Annotated in this window: 24 protein-coding genes; 6 read left to right on the top strand and 18 right to left on the bottom strand. The window is 27.0% G+C overall.

Annotated features, from left to right (window positions below):
* Positions 1-3: 3 nt before the first annotated feature.
* From glmU to BP997_RS07790, 3 genes are all read right to left on the bottom strand, one after another.
* Positions 4-1311: a bifunctional sugar-1-phosphate nucleotidylyltransferase/acetyltransferase gene (glmU, locus tag BP997_RS07800; RefSeq protein ID WP_409198065.1), complete on the bottom strand. Its 1308-nt coding sequence runs from the start codon at positions 1309-1311 to the stop codon at positions 4-6.
* Between the two features lie 115 nt (positions 1312-1426).
* Positions 1427-2782, bottom strand: a complete 1356-nt coding sequence (gene glmM / locus BP997_RS07795) for a phosphoglucosamine mutase (protein WP_409198066.1) — start codon at positions 2780-2782, stop codon at positions 1427-1429.
* Between the two features lie 32 nt (positions 2783-2814).
* The gene (locus BP997_RS07790) at positions 2815-4053 is read right to left on the bottom strand and encodes a 2,3-bisphosphoglycerate-independent phosphoglycerate mutase (RefSeq protein WP_409198067.1); all 1239 of its coding nucleotides are present in this window, start codon (positions 4051-4053) and stop codon (positions 2815-2817) included.
* A gap of 263 nt (positions 4054-4316) precedes the next feature.
* On the opposite strand from BP997_RS07790, the gene BP997_RS07785 reads away from it, so the two are divergent.
* On the top strand, positions 4317-4481 hold the full coding sequence (locus tag BP997_RS07785; RefSeq protein WP_409198068.1) for a rubredoxin: 165 nt from the start codon (positions 4317-4319) through the stop codon (positions 4479-4481).
* A 48-nt stretch (positions 4482-4529) separates the two neighbouring features.
* Here BP997_RS07785 and BP997_RS07780 read toward each other — a convergent pair whose 3' ends face one another.
* From BP997_RS07780 to BP997_RS07745, 8 genes are all read right to left on the bottom strand, one after another.
* Positions 4530-5228 (bottom strand): TIGR00297 family protein, encoded by a 699-nt coding sequence (locus tag BP997_RS07780; RefSeq protein ID WP_409198069.1) that lies wholly within the window; start codon positions 5226-5228, stop codon positions 4530-4532.
* Positions 5229-5424: 196 nt separating this feature from the next.
* On the bottom strand, positions 5425-6003 hold the full coding sequence (locus BP997_RS07775; protein WP_409198070.1) for a 30S ribosomal protein S3ae: 579 nt from the start codon (positions 6001-6003) through the stop codon (positions 5425-5427).
* A 434-nt stretch (positions 6004-6437) separates the two neighbouring features.
* Positions 6438-6770, bottom strand: coding sequence for a NifB/NifX family molybdenum-iron cluster-binding protein (locus BP997_RS07770; RefSeq protein ID WP_413824489.1), 333 nt, complete (start codon positions 6768-6770; stop codon positions 6438-6440).
* A gap of 27 nt (positions 6771-6797) precedes the next feature.
* Positions 6798-7367: a flavodoxin family protein gene (locus BP997_RS07765; protein ID WP_409198072.1), complete on the bottom strand. Its 570-nt coding sequence runs from the start codon at positions 7365-7367 to the stop codon at positions 6798-6800.
* Positions 7368-7400: 33 nt separating this feature from the next.
* Entirely contained in the window at positions 7401-8162 is a 762-nt protein-coding gene (gene mtnP / locus BP997_RS07760) for an S-methyl-5'-thioadenosine phosphorylase (protein WP_413824491.1), read from the bottom strand.
* Positions 8163-8183: 21 nt separating this feature from the next.
* Positions 8184-9638, bottom strand: a complete 1455-nt coding sequence (locus tag BP997_RS07755) for an RtcB family protein (RefSeq protein ID WP_409198074.1) — start codon at positions 9636-9638, stop codon at positions 8184-8186.
* A 372-nt stretch (positions 9639-10010) separates the two neighbouring features.
* A complete protein-coding gene (locus BP997_RS07750) occupies positions 10011-10469 on the bottom strand; it encodes a hypothetical protein (protein ID WP_409198075.1) in 459 nt (152 codons plus the stop codon).
* A gap of 108 nt (positions 10470-10577) precedes the next feature.
* Positions 10578-11033 carry an archease gene (locus tag BP997_RS07745; protein ID WP_409198076.1) on the bottom strand — a complete coding sequence of 152 codons (456 nt, stop codon included), beginning with the start codon at positions 11031-11033 and terminating at the stop codon, positions 10578-10580.
* Positions 11034-11159: 126 nt separating this feature from the next.
* On the opposite strand from BP997_RS07745, the gene BP997_RS07740 reads away from it, so the two are divergent.
* On the top strand, positions 11160-11348 hold the full coding sequence (locus BP997_RS07740; RefSeq protein ID WP_409198077.1) for a hypothetical protein: 189 nt from the start codon (positions 11160-11162) through the stop codon (positions 11346-11348).
* Between the two features lie 29 nt (positions 11349-11377).
* Here BP997_RS07740 and BP997_RS07735 read toward each other — a convergent pair whose 3' ends face one another.
* Genes BP997_RS07735 through surE form a run of 3 tightly spaced genes read right to left on the bottom strand, consistent with a single transcriptional unit; the run spans position 11378 to position 14111 of the window.
* A complete protein-coding gene (locus BP997_RS07735) occupies positions 11378-12532 on the bottom strand; it encodes an ORC1-type DNA replication protein (RefSeq protein ID WP_409199105.1) in 1155 nt (384 codons plus the stop codon).
* Between the two features lie 37 nt (positions 12533-12569).
* Entirely contained in the window at positions 12570-13301 is a 732-nt protein-coding gene (locus BP997_RS07730) for a 6-hydroxymethylpterin diphosphokinase MptE-like protein (protein WP_409198078.1), read from the bottom strand.
* A 24-nt stretch (positions 13302-13325) separates the two neighbouring features.
* Positions 13326-14111, bottom strand: a complete 786-nt coding sequence (surE, locus tag BP997_RS07725) for a 5'/3'-nucleotidase SurE (protein ID WP_409198079.1) — start codon at positions 14109-14111, stop codon at positions 13326-13328.
* A gap of 257 nt (positions 14112-14368) precedes the next feature.
* On the opposite strand from surE, the gene BP997_RS07720 reads away from it, so the two are divergent.
* The 4 genes from BP997_RS07720 to BP997_RS07705 all read left to right on the top strand — a co-directional run bounded on the left by BP997_RS07720 (position 14369) and on the right by BP997_RS07705 (position 17168).
* Positions 14369-15517 carry a pyridoxal-phosphate-dependent aminotransferase family protein gene (locus tag BP997_RS07720; protein WP_409198080.1) on the top strand — a complete coding sequence of 383 codons (1149 nt, stop codon included), beginning with the start codon at positions 14369-14371 and terminating at the stop codon, positions 15515-15517.
* 240 nt (positions 15518-15757) lie between these two features.
* Positions 15758-16210: a GerW family sporulation protein gene (locus tag BP997_RS07715; protein ID WP_409198081.1), complete on the top strand. Its 453-nt coding sequence runs from the start codon at positions 15758-15760 to the stop codon at positions 16208-16210.
* Positions 16211-16254: 44 nt separating this feature from the next.
* Positions 16255-16893, top strand: coding sequence for a hypothetical protein (locus tag BP997_RS07710; RefSeq protein WP_409198082.1), 639 nt, complete (start codon positions 16255-16257; stop codon positions 16891-16893).
* A complete protein-coding gene (locus BP997_RS07705; RefSeq protein WP_409198083.1) occupies positions 16890-17168 on the top strand; it encodes a hypothetical protein in 279 nt (92 codons plus the stop codon). Before BP997_RS07710 ends, BP997_RS07705 begins: the two co-directional genes overlap by 4 nt.
* On the opposite strand, the gene BP997_RS07700 is transcribed toward BP997_RS07705, so the two are convergent.
* The 4 genes from BP997_RS07700 to ftsY form a co-directional block, all read right to left on the bottom strand.
* On the bottom strand, positions 17169-18767 hold the full coding sequence (locus BP997_RS07700; protein WP_413824493.1) for a thiamine pyrophosphate-binding protein: 1599 nt from the start codon (positions 18765-18767) through the stop codon (positions 17169-17171).
* A 21-nt stretch (positions 18768-18788) separates the two neighbouring features.
* The gene (locus BP997_RS07695) at positions 18789-19241 is read right to left on the bottom strand and encodes a dCTP deaminase (protein WP_409198085.1); all 453 of its coding nucleotides are present in this window, start codon (positions 19239-19241) and stop codon (positions 18789-18791) included.
* 315 nt (positions 19242-19556) lie between these two features.
* Positions 19557-20648: a CapA family protein gene (locus BP997_RS07690; protein WP_409198086.1), complete on the bottom strand. Its 1092-nt coding sequence runs from the start codon at positions 20646-20648 to the stop codon at positions 19557-19559.
* Between the two features lie 25 nt (positions 20649-20673).
* Positions 20674-21621, bottom strand: a 948-nt coding sequence (ftsY, locus tag BP997_RS07685) for a signal recognition particle-docking protein FtsY (RefSeq protein WP_413824495.1), incomplete at its 5' end; no start/stop codon positions are given.

Here is a 21621-nt window from a genome sequence, read left to right as displayed (position 1 = left end):
AATTTAATCTTTTAAATTATCTAATGAACACTGGTCATTAGTTGTTTTATCTTGAATGATATAATCTTGTTTAACTAATATTCTCATATTAGAACCTACATCATGGTATAATAAAACACCAGATCCAATAGTTGAACTTGAACCAACTTTAACTCCTGGAGAAAAACTTGAATTTATTCCAGTTTTTACACTATCTCCAATTATAGCTCCTAATTTTCTTCTTCCACTATCTTCTTTCTTATTCTTAATAATTGTTTTAACTGATTTATTATCAAAACGTAAATTAGCTATATTAGTTCCTGCAGCAATATTACAATTTGATCCTATAACAGAATCTCCAACATAACTTAAATGTCCAACATTTGTGTTTTCCATGATGATAGAATTTTTAATCTCAACGGCATTACCTACATGTACATTATCGCCGAAGTAAGTATTTCCACGAATATAAGAATTAGGACCAATATCACAGTTTTTACCTATATAAACTGAACCTTCAATATATACTCCAGATTTAAGGATGCTTCCTTCATCTAGGAAGACTTCACCATGAATAGTTACACCTGACTCTACTTTTCCTTTAATTTCTCCTTTGATTTTTTTAAGTAATCTTTCATTAATTTCAATTAACTCCCAAGGACGCCCCACATCAATCCAATCTTTAGTAGTTACATATGCTTTAACTATTTTATTTTCTTCAATTTGCATTGATAATGAGTCAGTTATTTCATATTCTCCTCTTGAAGAGATTTGAGTTTTATTAATTTTATCAAAAATATCTTTATTAAAAATATAAATTCCAGTGTTGATTAAATTACTTGGAGCTTCTCCTTTTTTAGGTTTTTCTACAATGTTTTTTACTAAACCATTTTCTACTTCAACTACTCCAAAAGAACTTGGATTGTTCACTTCTTTTAAAACCATTAAAGTATCTACTTCACTTTCATTATATTTTGAAATGAGTTCTTCAATAATATCATTATTTAATATTAAATCGCCGTTTAAAACAATAACACTATCATTAATAAAATCTTCACCATAACCAATAGCATTAGCAGTGCCTGCTAAATTAGTTTGTGTTTTATAAGAAATATTAACACCAAACTCTTTACCATCCTTAAAATAATTTTTAACAATATCTTCTTTATACCCAACAATTAAAAGTATGTCTTTAATACCATTATCTCTTAAAATTTCAATGTTATATTGCATAATAGGTTTACCTGCAACAGGTAACATTGTTTTAGGTTTTGTTAATGTTAACGGTCGCATACGTGTTCCTTCACCGGCACTTAATATTATTGCTTTCATTTGCTTTTTTCCTCCTTAGCAAATTATAAAATTTTTAAGTTTAATTATTAATTTAATTTGTTGATTGAATTATTTTAAATTAACTAAAATTCTTAATTATGTGAAATTGAATTATTCATGAAAGATTTTTTTCAATTAAAAATACACATTTTTGTCTTATTAATTCTGCTTTTTCTTCAGTTTTAGCTTCTAAAGTAATTCTAATATAATCTTCAGTACCAGAAGGTCTTAATAGTACCCAACTTCCATCATCAAATGTTAAACGAATCCCATCAATAGAATTAACATATTTAATATCATCAAATTCTTCTTTTAATTGTTCTTCCATATTTTCGAACACCTTTAATTTATCCTCTTTAGAACAAACCACTTTTTCTCTAATACTGAAATAAGAAGATATTTCATTTAATAATTTACTTAAAGGCCCTTCTTTTGATACTATTTCTGCAATTCTAAGACCAGACAATAAACCATCAGGGCACATACAAAAATCAGGGTGCACCCATGTTCCAGAGGGTTCCCCTCCAAATGTAGCATCATTTTTAATAATGGACTCAGCAACTGCAACATCACCAACTTTTGTTCTAATTACTTTTCCCCCAACTTTTTCCATTACTTCATCCATACATAATCCTGCATCAACTGTTGTAACTACTGTCCCTCCAAAATTTTTTGAAATAAGGGCTAATAACTTATCAAATTCTGATATATTCCCATTTTCATCAACAGCCATCATTCTATCAGCATCCCCATCATGAGCTATTCCAAGATCTGCACCTGTAGCAACAACCACTTTCATAAGATTTTGAAGATTAGTTTTATTAGGTTCAGGATTACGTCCAGGGAAAAATCCATCTACTTGAGAGTTAAGAGTTATCACATCACAACCAGCTTTTCTGAATATTATAGGAGATAATTCTGATCCTGCACCAGAAGCTGCATCGATTACAACTTTTAAACCTTTTTTAATATTAACTGTGTTTAATAAATCATTCATATATTGTTTTTTAATCTCAGTATTATGAGTTACTGAACCTATATATTCCCAACTTACATTTCCATAAGCTTTAGAATTGTATAATTGTTCTATTTCAGCTTCTTGAATAGGAGTATAAGCCATACCATTAGGATTCCATAATTTAATACCATTATATTGAGGAGGGTTATGTGATGCTGTAATCATTATTCCTGCATTAGCACCTAATTTAAGTGTAGCATAACCTACTAATGGTGTTGGAACCATACCTAATTTAATTATGTTTATTCCACCTTCCATCAAACCAGATACAATAGCTTGTTCCAACATTTTATTGGTTGTTCGAGTATCATAACCAATAACAACAGTCCCTTCATTTTTTAAATATGAAGCTAAAGATTTTCCAACATTTAAAGCTAAATTTGCATTAATTTCTGTACCTATTTTACCTCTAATCCCAGAAGTTCCAAAAAGTTTCTTATTCTCATTACTCATTAAAAAACACAACCATTAAAATTTTCATTTAATCAAGCACCAAATTTATGAGAATTATTCATTAAATCCATAACAATATTCATTACATCAGATCCTCTAATTCTACACAATCCACCTTTTGCAACAGCAAATTCATTATATTCTTTAACATCATCAACCCTTACTTCAGGACTATTAATTATAACAGGAACAGGATCTCCAGAATGATTCATAACAGAAATTGGAGTTGAATGGTCAGCTGTTAAAAATAATACAACATTTTTAAGGTTTAATAATTTACTCATAACAATTTTATCAACTTTTTCAATGAATTCTTTTTTCTGAATTGCATTACCATCATGACCTGCTTCATCAGCACCATCAATATTAATTAAAAAGAAATTGTGATCTGTATTATTTACTTGATTAATTATTGTATCAATAATATTATCCAAATTAGTATCTACACCACCAGTAACATCATCCATTTCAATAATATCCATACCTGCAAATCGTCCAATTCCCATAATTAAACCAGTTTCAGCTATACATGCAGAATTAACTTCATATTTTTCATTAATATGTTCTACTTTAGGTACAGCTCCTGCACCACGAGGTATTATTATATTAGCAGGGGGTTTATTTTCCTCCATACGTCCAATATTAACCGGATGATTTTTTACCATTTCATAGGATTTTTCAACAATTTTATTTAGTAAATCTGCAGTTCTTTTAGCTTCTTCACTACCATCAGTACTTTCAACTATTTTAGGTTTTTTACCTTCAACTTTAGGGTCTGCATCTGTTACCTTATCAGATAAACCTTCCCCACGCAATACAAGAACTGCTCTATGGCCAGTAGATTCTTTAAAAATTATCTGAATATCTTCATAACCTTTTATAACCATAGTATTTAAAACATCTACAATATCTTTAGTACCTTCTCTAATTCTTCCAGCACGTCTATCCGTTATAATTCCATTTTCATCAGCTGTTGAGAAATTACATCTAAATGCTATATCTCCAGGAATAACATCTAATCCAACACCAGATGCTTCAAATGGTCCACGTCCAGTATAAACTTCATATGGATCATAACCTAAAATAGATAAATGAGCTGTATCACTTCCAGGTATTATTCCAGGTCTTATAGAATCCATTATACCAGTAATACCACGTTCTGCCATTTTATCCATATTTGGAGTGTTAGCTGCTTGAAGAGGTGTTTGATTATCTAATTCTTTTAAAGGACGATCTCCCATTCCATCCATAACTAATATAATTCCTTTCATTTTTTCATCACCTTTTTAAAATAAAATTAAAGAAAATTTAAATTTCATTAATGAGATATAATAAAATTCTAAATTTAATTTCTAAATTAATATATATGATTAGGTTTTAGTTTAAAATGATTTATATAATTTTATATATTGATAAAAAATTTTTGTAAAATATAAAATTAATTTGATAAGTAAAAAACATTTTAGAAATTAATAAATATAAGTTATTACAAAATTTGAATTACTTAAATTAAAATAAAAAAAAAGGTGATTTTATGGTAATATACGAATGTATGCACTGTGAATATAAATTTGACTCTGAAAAAGGCGATCCTGCATATAATATACCAGCAGGAACTTTATTAGAAGATTTACCTGATGATTGGGCTTGTCCGGAATGTGCAGCAGGTAAAGAAGCTTTCATTATAGTTGAAGAATAAATTCTAAAAAAATTTTTTAATAAAAAAAATTTCTTTTTTTTCTATTTTTTATAATACACATATTATACCCACTATAGCTCCAGTTATAGTAGCCAATAAATTAACATGCTCATTATTTAAATAATCTCTTCTTTCAAATACTGCCCCAAGAAAGCTATCCATAAAGCAGCCCACAGTACCTGAAATAATTGCTATTTTTATAGACATCCAAGGATCAGGCATTATACCTAAAATAAAAGCTGCAAAACCTATTATACCTGCACCAACAATTCCAACTGCAGTTCCTAAAAAGGATATAGCTCCATCAGTACCAGGACTAACTTTCTTAAAAGTTGTTATAAGTACTGGATTTTGTAAAACTCCAATTTCACTTGCAAGAGTATCTGCAGTAGCTGTTGCTATAGAACCTAAAAAACCACCTACAAAGGGCAAATAATAACCACCAAACGCGGCCATAAGGAAAGCAACCAAACCATTCGAAATAACATTTTTAGCCGTTCTTCTACCTTCATATTCCCCAATACTATTTTTATAAGGTTTTGCAAATTTTGTGGCCAATAAACTCATGATTAAAAAAATTACAATTAAAATTAACCAACTTACACCAGCTGAAAATATGATTACAATACCCATTATTATCATTGTAAGAGAACCTAATAAATCTAAAGATTTTCTCCAATACACAAAAAATCCTAATAAGAAGAGTATTATCACATAACCCCAATTAATCATTAAAGCTTCTTCCATAATAACCACTAAATATAATTTATTTATATTATATAAGTTTAATCATAAAAAGATAACTATTAATTTATATTTAAGGGATAAATATTGAAATTTAGAATAAAAAATAATAAAAACTTAAAATATAAAAAACGATTTTAAAAAAAAGTGAAAAATAGAGAATTTATTTTATAAATAAATTCTTTAATCTGAAAAGTAATTAATCTAATACTTTACTTTTAATAACTTCTACTCTTTTAAGAGGATAGATTTTTTTAGCAGTATGATAAATTTCACTTGCTAATCTACCATTAACAGAAGTTTCAATAACATCTTCAAAGTTCTTTTCTACAGCAATGTTATTAACTAATTCAGTAATTGTTTCTCTCATGAATTTTTGTTGAGAAGATTTTGCTCTTCTAGTAGTAACAGCTAAAACATGAAGCTTCATTTTATGTCCATCTTTTGTTTCAATTATAACAGGAGTATCTATTCTACTAGTACCTCTTCTAATCATACTTCTAACATAATCAGTAGTTGTTTTATGTCCAGTGAATTTTGTATTTGCAACATCACCAGCTACATTATCAATTTCAAATTGTAATTTAATATATTGTTTAGAAAAATCACCAGTTAATTCTCTCATAGTAACTTCTACTGTTCTTCCTACAAGAAAATCAGGATCTCTTGAAGGGGTTTCTCCAATTTCCTTATCTCCAAAAGCTACAGGAGTTTTTATAGTATACCAATCTTTTTCTTTCCAAGTATCACGTACGTGTCGTCTTTTTGCTTTTGCCATTTAAATCAAACCTCTATTTATTTTATTTTCCGTATTTTTTGTAATTAATTAATAATATTATCATAAAAATTTTCTTTATATTGATAAAACATAGTTTATACTAGTTATTTTATGATAAATAATAATTTAAAATTTAGATCATATGCATTAAAGCATAATCAAAAATATCTTTTATATAGTTTATTAGATTTTTAGTAAATTTTCATAGAGTACTCTAATATTAAGCATTATAAAATTAAATATAAAATAAGCTGTAAAATACAATTAAAAGCTAATTAAACCCTATAATCCACAATCTAACAAATATGGAGTCAATCCATTCTATTTAAAAATTATTCTGTAAAAAAGTTTTAAAAAATTAAAACCCGCCCATAAAGGTTATTATTACATTAATAATTTATCTTATTTAAAGGTTTTCAATAGAATAAAAAAAATTATAAATGTCCTTTCATGAATTTAACATGATCAATATAACGTTCTAAAACTTCTTTAATAGGTCCTTCATCTTCAATAATTTTTAAATTAGCTTTTTTAGCTTTTAATTTAGTTGTAGGTCCATATTTAACCACGATAACTGTTTCACAATCAGAAACAGCATCAATAACTTTAGTAGATTGGTGTTTAACCTCATCAAAAATATCTACATTCCTCTTTTCAATAAACTTAATATTATTCTCATCAATTAAATCATACACAAATAAAGTTTTAGCTTTACCAAAATGTAAATCAACATCTTTACCATTAGATGATGCAACAGCTACTCTCAAACAAACCACCTAAAAAAAATTAAAAGTTTAATTTTTAATTTTATTTAATAAGTTAGCAACATTTTCTCCAAATAATTTAATTGTTTCAATACCTTCAGTATCTTGAAGAGCAGTACCTTCAGCTCCTGCAAAAACCATATTCCAATAATTACTACCAATTATAATCATTTCATTAATATTGAAAAACATGGACATTTCTTGTAATGTGATAGAGGTACCGCCTCTTCTAGCAATTGCAATTGGCCCCCCAACCATCCAAGATAAAAATTTATCATTACCTCTAGAAACTTTACCAATTCTTTGTAAAGCTGCCATAATATCTCCACGTGCAGTACCAAAGTAAACAGGTGCAGCTGGAATAAAACCATCCGCTTTTCTTATTTTTTCGATAATTTCATCTAAGCCATCATTGATGACACAATTCCCTTTAGTTTTACATGCATTACAACCTACACAAGATTGAATATTCAATCCTCTTAAGTTAACTATCTCAGTTTCAACACCTTTAGATTCTATAGATTTAGCACATTCCTCTAAAACTTGCATAGTATTACTATTTTCTCTTGGACTTCCACATAATAAAATAACTTTTGTCATAACAAAATCTCCTAAATAATTTTTTTATAAAACTTAAAATTCAGCACCATTTAAAACATGTAAACAATCACAATCAAAATCTTCATTTAAATCTTTGATTGTTTTATAAATTAAATTAATCAAATCATTATTCTTTTCTTCCATGATTTCTAATACTTCATCCATAGTTAATTTATTAGGTGAAATACCAGAACCATAATTAGAAACAACACATATAGAACTATAACATATCTCTTTTTCTTTAGCTAAAACTGCTTCGGGGAGACCTGTCATACCCACAACATCCCCACCAAGTTTTTGAAACATGTTAATTTCTGCAGGAGTTTCAAATCTAGGACCTTCAGTACATACATAAGTCCCATGAGAAATGACATCCCCATTAGAAATAATTTTATTTCTTAAGCGGTTACAATAAGGTTCAGTAAAATCTAAATGAACAACTTTTTTATCATAAAAAGTTCTATCTCTTAAAACTGTAAAATCAAGAAAATCATCCACAACAACAAATGAACCGGGACCCATATCTAAATTAATACTACCTACAGAATTAGTAGCAATTATTTGATTAACCCCTAAACTTTTTAAAGCAGAAATATTAGCTTTAAAATTTATCATATGTGGAGAATATGCATGTCCTGATGAGTGTCTTGGTAAAAAAGCAACTTCTTTACCCTCTATTTCTAGAAGAGAAACTTCAGGATTTACATTATAATTTGTTTTAACTTTAATTTTCTCTTCATTATCTGCTTTTTCCGCTATATTGTATACACCAGTTCCACCAATAATACCTATCATAAATTACACCTTAATAGAAAATTAACCTTTAGTAACTATTAATGGAGTTACTTTAGCAACTAATTTAGCAATTCCTAATTTATCAGAAGTTTTCACAACTTGATCAACATTTTTATAAGCCCCAGGAGCTTCTTCAGCTAAAACTGGATCAGAATTAGCTTTAACTTGAATACCTTTACTTAATAAATTTTCTTTAATTTCATCTGCAGAGAATTCTTTTTTAGCTTTAGATCTAGATAAGATTCTTCCAGCACCATGTGCAGTAGAACCAAAAGTATTTTCCATTGCAATTTCGGTTCCATGAAGAACATAAGAAGAAGTACCCATGGTTCCAGGTATTAAAACTGGTTGACCAATTTCACGATAATCTTCAGGGACTTCACTTCTACCTGGACCAAAAGCACGGGTAGCTCCTTTTCTATGAACTAATAAATTTAATTTCATACCATTTTTATTAACTATATGTGTTTCTTCTTTAGCTATATTATGTGCAACATCATAGACAGTTGTCATGCCCATATCTTTTGCAGATTTACCTAAAACATCCTCAAATGTTTCTCTAACCCAATGAACTATCATTTGACGATTTGCCCATGCATAATTAGCCGCTGCATACATTGCTTTTAAATAATCTTGAGCTTCTTCGGAATCTAAAGGAGCACATGCAAGTTGTCTATCAGGAATATTTAACTTATATTTTTTGTAAGCTTTATCCATTTTTCTTAAATAATCAGAACATACTTGATGTCCACATCCTCTAGACCCACTATGAACCATGATTGTTATTGTTCCTTTTTTTAATTTAAAAATTTTAGCAGCTTTTTCATTATAAATTTCATCAACCTTTTGAACTTCTAAAAAGTGGTTTCCTGAACCAAGAGATCCTAATTGAGGTATACCTCTTTTTTTAGCTTTATCACTAACTACCTCAGAATCTGCATTTTTTATTCGACCATTCTCTTCTAAGAATTTTAAATCTTCTTTCCAACCATAACCATTATTTACTGCCCATTCAGCACCTTTATTTAAAACTTCATCAATTTCTTTAGGTAATAATTTAATTTTACCTTTACTTCCTACACCTGAAGGGATATTTTTAAATAGCTTTTCTGTAAGTTCTGTAATATATGGTTTTAAATCATCCTCTGACAAGTTAGATCTTATCATTCTAACACCACAATTTATATCAAAACCTACACCCCCAGGACTAACAACACCATTATTCATATTGAAAGCCCCAACACCACCTATAGGGAAGCCATATCCAAAATGAATGTCTGGAAGGCCTAATGAAAACTTTTGAATTCCAGGTAAACATGCTACATTTGTTACTTGTTCTATAGCTCCTTCTTCAAGATTTTCAATACCTTCTTCATTTAAGTATAATCTTGCTGGAACTTTCATTTGTTTTTTATAACTACTTGGGATTTCCCAAATATTTTCATCAATTTTGTTAATATTTTCCTTAATACTCATTGTACCACATAATTAGCGAATTTTTGAATAAATAAATTAAAAGAAATTAATTTTCAAAAAATTTATAAAATTAATATATAATATGAAATTTTATCTATTTTAAAACATATAAATTTGAGGTTTTATAAGTCATGAAAAAAATTAATTTAAAAAAAAGAATTAAAAAAAGTTAAATTTTTACACTAAAAAATTTAAATAATAGTTTTAAACATGAAAAATCCTTAAAAATAAAATATAATAATTATCTAAAACAAATTGGAGAGTAAAATCTGAATAAATATCCCCATTACTTTCTTAATTATAAATACTCAAATATTATATTTTTATAATGTAAAAATTAAGAATGCAAGCTAATAAAAAATAAATACAATTTTAGTAGCCCACATACTTCCCATTTTTATAAGTAACATTCATCAATGTTCTATTCTGAAATTTTGTTTGATTAGTTGAATTTGAAACAGAAGGATCATCTTTATAACATGCATCAATCGTGAAATTTCTAGCATTATCCGGTACTTTTAATGTATAAAAAAATGTACCATTACTATTAGTATGAACTTCTATACCACTAATATTAAGTTCAGGTGATGATAAAATTACTGTAGAATTAGGAGTAGCATTACCTGTAACATTAAATAATCCAGTTCCATTAACAGAACCTTCAAAAGGTTTTATTGGTAAATTTTCATAAGGATTTAACAATGTTATCACAATAGATAATAAACAGATAATAAGTATTATAACTACTGCAGTTTTCATTTTGTTAAACTTTTTATTCCCATTTTCATCCACATTATAAAAAAGTGAATTTAAAAAATCAGTTAAACTCATAGTTTTCCTCTTAAATAAATAACATTAATTATTTATTAAAAATATGATATTTAATATTTTCTAGTAAATCCCAAATATTTTTTTTAAATAAAAATAATTAGAAAAAAATTATAAATCTAAGATTACTCTTACTTTAAATAAATCATCTTCGATTACATCCATTAGATGGAATGTAACCGCTTTAACTTCAGAACGTCTTTCATGTTTATCCCAATCAATATGTTCCCCCCATATTGTCCCATTCAATTCATAACTAATTTCATCATCTTTAAAACTTTTTTTTATCATAAGATCAAATTTAGAAAAAAATAGAAATTCAGTTTCTTCTAAAAATAATAATTCCTCTAAGTAATCATATAATAGAGAAACTTTATCTTCAGATTGAATTGTAATTTTTTTATTAATTATTTGATTGACTTTTTTAGTGTCGGTCATTACTTCAAACATTGCTAGTGATGCATTTTGGTATGCTTCATTAATTGTCCTACCAAATGCCCAAAAACCAACATCTGCAGTAACATCAAAAAATTCATATTGTTTTTGTAAATCTTTAGAAGGTTTCAAATTATCAAATCCTTATTTTCCACTTTTAAATTAAAAAATAAAATTAACAATATATTAGTTTTCAAATGCTCTTACTCTTTTTTATATATCTAATTTTATATCATTTATAATATGGAGTGATTAAAAATGACAAACAAAAATACAAAATATTATAGAAAAGATTTAAGAAAACAAAGCAATTTTCATGACTATTTTTTCTTCAATGGATATAATTTAAATTCATGCATATCTATATTGTTAATAATAACCTTATTATTATTCTGTGTAATGGCAGTTTCCGCTACTCCAAATCCAAACGTTATATTTGGAATTTAAAATAAATAATATATAAAATAAAAATAATTTTAAGAAAAATTTATGTCTGTACAATTTAAATCATCAGGATCAAAACGAAGAAAAATTTGTCTTGAATTTCCTCTAATTCCTTTTCCAGTTAATTTTGTGTCTACTAATCTTAAAAATTCTAATTTTTCTAAAATTCTGTTAAAACTAGCATAACTTGATTTAGTTTGCTCTTTAAATTTTTCTGAAACTTTAGTCACAGTTAAAATTTCATCTTTATTAATAGATTCATCTTCTTTTACAATTAATTTTAACAAAGCAAATTCTTTATCATTTAAAGATTTTAAAGTTTCAAGTAAATTGTAGGATACATGCTTGGATAATGCTTTGTCTAAATGTTTTTGTGTTATTTTTTTAGATGCTTCAGACTCAGCAATATTTCCACAAACTCTAAGAATATCTATACCTTCTCTCAAATCACCAGTTTCAAAAGTATAATCAGATATTTGCCTTACCAAATCATCTGAAATAACATTAGGATAAAAACCCATTTTAACTCGATCAGATAATATACTGAGTATTTGAGAATGAGAATAAGGTTCAAATGTTATATCTTGTGGGATGAAAACTGTTTTAACATTTTTATCTAAGGCAAATCTAAATTCAAGCTCAGATAAAATTACAAAAATCCCAGTATGAACTGTTGGAAACTCTTCATAAGCTCTTAATATATCATAAAATACTTTATTTGCATTTTTATTCTGAAAAATAAAATTAGCATCATCAAAAGCGACGATTAAAGATGTATCATTATCTGTTAAATTTTTCATTACCTTTTGATATATTGTAGCAAAGGGCACTCCTGTTTCTGGAGGTTTATGTCCAAATAATTTTTCATGAATTTGAGAAAAAATACCAAAACGAGTAGTATTAAGTTGACAATTAATATAACAACATTTAATTTTATCTGATGTATTTTCAATTAAGTCGAAAACTTTTTTTACAGCGGTTGTTTTACCCGTAGCACATGGCCCTAAAATTACTGCATTACTTGGCATCCCACCTTTCAAAGCAGGTCTTAAAGCATAAGCCATTGCTTCCATCTGATTATCCCTAAAATTATAATTTTCAGGCATATACTCTGGATTGAATGCACTAATATTTTTAAATAAAGTTTCATCAAACATTAAAATATCTTGAATTGCCATATTATTAATTTATTTTGTCATAATATATAAATAATTTATCCCACAATTAAGGGGAAATTAAATTAATTAATTCAACATCCTCATTTTTTTCTATCCATTCAGTTAATTTTTCTGCATATTTCAATTTTTTTTGTTTAACTTCATCTGCTACTTCTAAATCATCTTTAATATTAGGTCTTGAATATTTTGTAACAATGTTTCCAAAGTCCATACCGGCTAATAAAATTTTTTTCGCACCTAACTCAACTGCTAAAAAAATTGCTCTGTCTCCATCAGTAAAACCCCCAAAATTATATAAATTTCTCTCAGGGATTGATTGAGTTGTTCCAAAAACATTTTTTAAAGTATTTGTATAAGTTATAATTTTATCTTCATTATCCCCATGGGCATGCACCGCAAATATTGCACCTTGAGCATTAGCAATTAATAAATCAGATATTTTCCCATCTAAATCCGTTACTATTATATCAGGTATTATATCTTCTTCTAAAAGAGCAGTTGTTGCACCATCAGCAGAGATTAAAATATAATCATTTAAATTATAATCTTTTTTAATTTGGGAAATATTAGATTTTAAAGAGGGGCCTGCACCAAAAACAATGAAATTTTTACTTAAAGTTTTTTTAGTTACATAATCGTACAAATCATCAATATCAAAACAACCTTTTTTATCTAATATATCATTTAAAACATCAGCTGTTTTTTCATCTCCTTCTCTTGAAAAACCAAAATCATTTAAAATATTATTATACCAAATTTCCCATTCATTTATATCCATATCATTATCCTCCTTAAATATTTTTCACCATTTTTTTAAACTGTTAATACTGCCAGTCATGTCAAATCTTAATGGTGATAAACTTACACATTTTTTATTTAATAAAGCATAACCATCTGTTCCTTTATCATAATTTTTAACCATTTTAGGAGATAACAAATAATAATCCTCATTATTTTCATTACGTTTATTAATAATTTCAGTGTCAAACATTTTATCAGCTAAAGAAGTAATCATTATTTTATCTGAAGAAGGATATGAAGGAATATTAAGATTTAATAAATCTACATTTTTAGGTAATCCCTTAATTAAGATTTTTTTTACTACTTTATGTAAAATTTTAGAAGCAAAACTAAAATCCGGCTCTTTTATAAATTTTAATTGATTATCTTCAAATTTAACATCCCTATGATCTATAGATAAAGAAACTGCTAAAGATGGAATACCCGAATTAACTGCTTCTAATGAAGCCCCAATAGTTCCAGATTTAGTAATTTCACTTTTACAAATATTACGACCCAAATTAATTCCCGCAATTACAATATCTGGTTTTATTTCCATGATTTCATGAATACCTAAACTTACCGAATCCGAAGGAGTTCCAGAAACACCAAATGCAACACTACCATCATTTAAAGTGGTTTTATTAATTTTTAAAGGTTTCATAACTGTTAAACTTCTACCTAAACCACTATGTTCATCATCAGGAGCTACAACTGTAATATTCCCTAAATCTTCAAGTGATTTTTTAGCTGCTAAAATGCCCGGAGCATTAACCCCATCATCATTACTTATTAAGATATTCACCATAATGAATCACCACAAATAGATTTAATTGAATAAATTTTTCTTTAAACTATTATTTATTTATACCTAAAATATATTAACTGAACAATCCCTAATTAAAAGTTCCAAAAAAATTATTTAATACAAAATCTTTTTAAAAGATAAAAAAAAGAAAGTAATATAAGCTTGAATTTTTTTATTTATAACATTTAATTTAATATTCCAAAAAATTAAGATAACAAGCTAAAAATTATCCTTATAATAATGGAGGAACTTGAAAAATGGATGATATATTAATGATGCTTCCAGGTCCAACAAACGTAGCTCCTAGAGTATTAAGAGCTATGTCTCAAACTGTTGTTAACCATAGAGGAGCTAAATTTGGTGAAATATACACAGAAACTACTGAAATGATGTCCCAAATGTTTAAAACAGAAAATCAATCATATTTACTTACTGGCTCTGGAACATCTGCTATGGAAGCTGCTATAGCTAATACAGTTAACCCTAAAGAAAAAATTATAAATGCCACAGGTGGAAAATTTGGAGATCGTTTAAAAGATATTACTACAATTCATGGTATTAATTCCGTGGAAATTCCCGTTGAATGGGGAGATGTATTAGATCCTAAAATTCTTACAGAAACATTAGATGCTAATGAAGATACAAAAGCTGTAACTGTTATTCACAACGAAACATCTACTGGTGTGCATAATCCACTTAAAGAAATTGGAAAAGTAATGAAAAACTATGATGCATTATTAATCGTAGATACTGTCTCTTCACTCGGAGGAGATTATGTAGATGTTGATAAATATGGAATTGATGTTTGTTTTACTGGTTCCCAAAAATGTTTAGCTGCACCTCCTGGCTTAGCAGCAATCACTTTAAATGATGAAGCATGGAAAGCAACTGAAAATGTGGATTCACATACTTATTATTTAAATATGCCAAAATATAAAGCTAAAGGAAACAGTGTACCTCCACAAACCCCATATACTCCTGGTGTTAATTCAATTTATGGTTTATTAGAAGCTTTAAAAATGATTGAAGAAGAAGGTTTAGATAATTCTATAGAAAGACATATAAAAGCAGCAGCCGCATCAAGAAAAGCTGCAAAAGCTTTAGGACTTGAATTATTCCCAAAAAGTGAAAAAATTGCTAGTAATACTGTTACTGCACTTAAAATGCCAGAAGGAATTACAGATAGTGATTTAAGAAACACCATAAGAGATAAATATCGTGTTGAAATTGCTGGTGGTCAAGATCATCTTAAAAACCATGTATTCAGAATTGGACATTTAGGTACTATTTCTTATAAAGAATTAGCTATAACTTACACTGCATTAGGTATGACCTTAAAAGATTTAGGTTTAGATGTAGATACTGGTGCAGGTGCTTCAGCAATAGCTGAATTTTACTCAGAATAAAATTTTTATAAATTTTATTCTATTTTAAATTTTTTTAATTTAATAAATCTATTTTTTTATCATATTAACAACTAAATAAAAATATTAATAACTCTTTTTATATTAATTCAAATTTTTACTGTAATTAAATTGATTTTTTTAAAAAAAAGTAAAATATTTAATTATAATAATAGAATAAATAAATATATACTAAAAAATTCAATAACATGTAAATTTTTTAAAAAAAGTAGTTGATTAAAAATGACAGATGAAAATAATATTAAAACAACCGCAGAAGAATTAAAAAAGCTTTTAGATTCCCAAAATCTTATAGGAAAATATATTGAAACAGAAGATAAATTATTAATTCCTATTATGAAAATGGGATTCAGTGTAGGCGCTGGAGAAAAATTTGGGCAAGAAGCCGGAGGGAATGCCTCAGGTGCTATTGCAGGAGTTGAACCTGTTTCTATGGTAGTTATTACTAAAGGCGTAGAAGGGATCGAAGGAATAAGAGTTCTTGATTTAAGTAAAGGTACATCAATTAATAAAGCTATAACAGATTTAGGATTAGTTATAAGTGATGTAATCAAAGATTTAACTAATAAAGATAAAACTAAAGTAGTTGATATCAAAGATGCAAACACAGATGAAAAAAATCTTAATGAAGAAAAAAAAGAATCTATTAAAGTTAATTTAGATAATCAGAATTAGAATAATTCTTAAATTTTATATAAAAATAGTTAAAGGCTGATATTTTGATAATACTAACAATAATTCTAATCATATTAGCCATAATCTTAATAATAATTTTTTCCTTACTATTTATTAATTTACATATCCAGATAAATTATAAAGTTAAAAACACAGAAATTAATGCTATAATAAGTATAAAAATTCTTAAATTAAAAATTTTTAATAAAAGATTTAATAATAAACAAACCCAAAATGAATTATCTACATCAGAAGAACCAGAAAAAAATAAAACAAAAACTCCTTTAAAAGATAAAATTAATGAAATAAAACCTTTAATTCCATTAATTAAAAATTCTAAAAAAATTTTAATAAATTTTTTAAAAATTATTAGACAATCCATTAAGTTAAATAAATTTGAAACACATACTAGTTTAGGTTTATATGACTATGTAGACACTGTAAAAATAGTAGGTTTTTTATCAATGCTAAATATTTTACCAAATTTATCAAAAAAAGTTTCTATTACCACAGAAGCACTATTCGGAGAAGAAATAATAAAAAGTAATGGTAAAATTTCATTCAAAATTAGATTGTTTAAACCATTTTTAGGTTTATTAAAATTAATAAGTGATAAAAATATTAGAGAAATTATCAAGAAAATTTATCAAATCAAAAAAGAAAATGACGGAGCAAAAACATGAATTTTGATGATTTAATCCAACATCAAAATGAACGATTTTTTGGTAAAAAAAGAACAAATAATCATATTGAAATTTATCCTTATTTTGAAATTGATTTTACAAGTTTTAATAATAAAATAAATACTGGAAATTTACAAATAATAGCTGTAATATTAATTTATAAAAATTCTAAAAGTTTAGAAAAAGAATTTTATCTACAATTTTTTAAAAAAGAATATGAAAAATATTATAATGAAATAATTCAAAAATTTGTAAAAGATATATTAAAAAACTGATTAATCATACACTGGAAGAGGAATATTTTCTTCACGAACTATGATCTCCACTACAAAAGGTTCATTAGAATCCATAACTTTACTAATAGCATTATTTAATTCTTCTTTTGTATGGACTTTTAAAGTATTTATCCCATAACCTTTAGCTATTTGAGTGAAATTTGGATTTTTTAAATTTATTTGGTAAGAATCCATTCCATAAAGTTCTTCCCATTGCCGAATAATTCCTAATTGTGAATTATTCATAATAAAAATTCCTATATTTAAATTATTTTCTTTTATTGTGGCTAATTCTTGAATATTCATTTGGAAGTCACCGTCACCGTTAATTGCTAAAACTTTTTCTGAAGGGTTAGCTAAAGCAACTCCAATTGAAGCTGGCACACTATAGCCCATTGGGCCAAATCCTCCTGAAAATATAAATTTACCAGGATTAGAAGCTTTTGTTAATAAAAGAGTCCAGGTTGTGTGTGTTCCTGCATCACTTACTATAATACTATCTTTTCGATTAGTTAATATTTTATAAATTGCATATGGTGTTCTTAAAGGTGTTGAATCATCTTCAGTACCTTCAACAATAGTTTTTACTTGATTACTATAAATTTTTCTTAACCATTTAGAATCTTTTTGAAAATCATCAATTAATAAATCATTGAGAACTTTTTTAACATCCCCATATAAACATATATCACCTTTAAGTTTAGTTTTATTAATATTAATATCAATGATTTTAGATTTGAATTCTTTAAAGTCTTTAACTCTAGCTAAAGTTCTGTCTGATAATTTAGCCCCTAAAACAAGTATCAAATCAGAATTTTCAAATGCATAATTTGCTAAATGTGTGCCTCTAATTCCAACTATCCCTAAGTTTAATTTTTCAAATTCACTAATAATTCCTTTTGAATGATAAGTAGTGACAATTGGTATATTATTTTTATTTACAAAATCTTTTAATTCATTAGTAGCATTTCCCCAGAATATCCCATTTCCTGCAAGTATTAAAGGTTTTTTACTCTCTTTTAATTTATCAACAATTTGAGACATTGCAGAGTATCTATAATTTTGTACTAAATTAACTTCCCTATCGATAATATTTCCAATATTTTCATCCATTAATACATTTTTTGCTAAATTAATGTGAACAGGTCCTCTAGGTTCATTTTTAAGAATGTTTAATGCTTCTTTTAAATTAATTATTGCATTTTTTCCATTAGAAGGATAAAAACTTCTAATAGTTATATTTTTAAAGATTTCGTTTATTTTCATTGATTGAAAGTTATCTTTACCTTGATTAGAATAAATATTGTCACCTGTAATTACTAACATAGGGACAGAATCTTTAAATGCAGTAGTAACACCCATCACTAAATTCATAGCTCCAGGACCTGCTGTTGACATACAAACTCCAAATTTTCCTGAAGATCTAGCGTATCCATCTGCAGCATGTGCTGCACCTTGTTCATGTCGAGTTAAAATATGTTCTATTAAAGAATCTTTTAATGCTGCATACATTGAAATAATTTGTTCACCAGGATGACCAAATATGTATTTTACATTATTATTTTCTAAAATTTTAACTAAGGCTTCAGCAGTGTTCATTATCTTTATCTCCAAAATTAATTATTTTTCTTGGTAAAAACCATTATATTCTCCAGACCCTTTTACTGGAAATATTACAGCTTGTGCTATTCTATCTCCCTTTTTTAGTTTATATTCAAAATCTCCGTGATTAACTATTAAGAATGTTAATGTTCCATAAAATCCAGGATCACCTACTGCAGTCTGTACAGATACAAATGATCTTAATAAGGTAGATCTTGGTAAATATAACATTGAATATCCTTTAGGTATTTTAATTTTTTTATCAATTGTGGCTAAATAAGCAGTGTGAGGTTTCAGTGTGTAAATTGGACCTTTTAATGATTGTATTTTAGGTATATTTTTTTCATTATCAATTAATGAACCTTCTGATTTTTGAATTAATATTTCATCAAGAGCAAGGTCTATACCTGAAGGTTGTATTGAATCTGAAAATTCCGGAAATAATTTTATAAGTTCTTCTTCTCCCATCATAAATAATCACATATATTTTAAATTAAATTATATAGTTAATAAAAATTTCAATTATTAAAATAATTCATGTATATTACATGATAGATTTCAAGGAAGTTATGAAAAATATCATGAAAATTTTAATTAATTATTATAATTATATGATTTAAAAGGTTTAAAAATTTATACATTTTTATCTAATATTTAGTTTTAGAAAACTATATTTAATAATTTAAATTAATTAAAAATTAAAATTATTATTAAGAAAAAAGAATAAAATATATTAATTTTAAAAAAATAGAAAAAATAAAATTATAAAATAAAAATGAAAAATTTTTAATTATTTTCATTAGTTAAATTATAAACCAGTACACCAGTACCGTTAGAAGTAATATTTATATCGTTACATTGAGGTTGTAACTCTTTAAGTAATGTTTGACCATCAGATGGACTCATAAAGTGAGGAAGATAATTAATAATATCTATTGGATACATTGTAACTTCTGCAGTATTATTTACTAATTGGATATTAACAAAATATGCTCTATGAGTATTTGAGTTACTTTGATCAAATATAAAGTTACCTAAATTATAAAATATAGGTTTATCTTTATAAATTTCTACTCCTTGAGTTACATGTGTATGTGATCCTAAAACAATATCTGCACCATTATCAATACATTGATGAGAAATATTTACTTGTTCTTCATTTGGTGTTCTGCTATACTCATTTCCGTAGTGCATAAAAATAATTACATAATCTGAACCATTTTCTTTAGCTGATTTTATTTCTTGGGCAGCTAATGTTTCATTATATGCTGAGTAACCTGAAGAATTATTTGTAGCTTTTGGCATAACCTCTTGACTGTATTCCTTAAAATTATCAGAATCCATATAATTAAGAATGGTTATTGTTCTCCCATTTGTATGAATAGTTGCAGGAGCTGAAGCATTTGCTAAATTGTTTCCTGCACCTATATGAGTAATATTTGCTTGATTTAGAGTATTGATAGTATCATTCATTCCAGCAATCCCATAATCAAAAGCATGATTATTAGCTAAAGCACAGACCGTGTTATTTGAACCTTTAACAAGTGGAACATATTCAGGACTACATTTTAAAGGAACATCACCCTTAACAGCTGATCCAGAGTTAGTGGCGGGATTTTCAAAATTAACTAATAAAATATTAGAGGAGTTAATTACTGATGAAACAAAACGATAAGGACTTTCACCTGAACTTAAAACACTTGGCATTTTACGACCAAATAGGACATCTCCAGTTACAGTAATAGAAACATCACCCCCAGGTTGTAAAGAATTTTCTCCTAAAATTACATTACTTGGCAAATAAGAAAAAACAAACGCAACCCCTGAAACTATTATTAAGATAATTATTAATGTTGCAAAAAAATATTTTTTATTCATTTAAACCCCTTATTAAATTTAATTTTTATGATTCCGCAAATAATTGATTTAACATCCAATCTGCATCATATTCAATAATATCATCATAACCTTGACCCATACCTAAAAACATGATAGGTTTCTTAATAACATATCCAATGGATAGTGAAGCCCCACCTTTAGCATCCGCATCAGCTTTAGTTAATATTACACCATCAATATCTATTGCATCATTAAATTTAGTTGCTTGTTCTGTAGCATCATTACCTGTTAATGCATCACCTACAAATATAACTAAATCAGGTTTTGCAACTCTTTTAATTTTTTTCATTTCATCCATAAGATTGGTGTTTGTTTGCATTCTACCTGCAGTGTCAATTAGCACTAATTCTTTATTATGTGCTTTTGCATGAGCAACTGCATCAAATGCTACTGCTGCAGGATCTGAACCTTTTTCATGTTTAATAATTTTAACTCCTACATTATTTGCATGATAAGTAACTTGTTCTATTGCCCCTGCACGAAATGTATCTGAAGCAGCAATTACTGGAGTATATCCTTTTTTAAGGTAATAACTAGATAATTTTCCTATAGTGGTTGTTTTACCAGTCCCATTTATACCTACAAACATAACAACTAAAGGTTCACCTTCTTTCTTCTTCATTTCAATCATTTCTGTAAAAGATTTTCCTTTAATATCAATTATTTTTGATACAGCATTTTTAAGAGCATCATAAGTATATTCTTCTATATCACTGCTTCTTTTAATTTTTTGACCAACTAAATCATCTTTTACAGAATCAACTACAGTACTGGCAACATCCATTGCAACATCCCCTTCTAGTAATGACATTTCTAGTTCGAAGAGAATATCTTCAACATCATTTTCAGATAAAGTTTTTTCTTTAATAAATGAAAAAAATCCACCCTTCCCTTTTCTAGAATCTTCATTAGTTTCAGGTTCTTTATCCTTAGAACCACGTCTAAAAGAAGA

The sequence above is a fragment of the Methanobrevibacter sp. UBA412 genome, assembly GCA_002495685.1.
GTDB classification, from domain to species: Archaea; Methanobacteriota; Methanobacteria; order Methanobacteriales; family Methanobacteriaceae; genus Methanobrevibacter_A; species Methanobrevibacter_A acididurans.
Note: the sequence above shows the minus strand (reverse complement) of the source record. Positions and strands in the feature narration are given on the sequence as shown.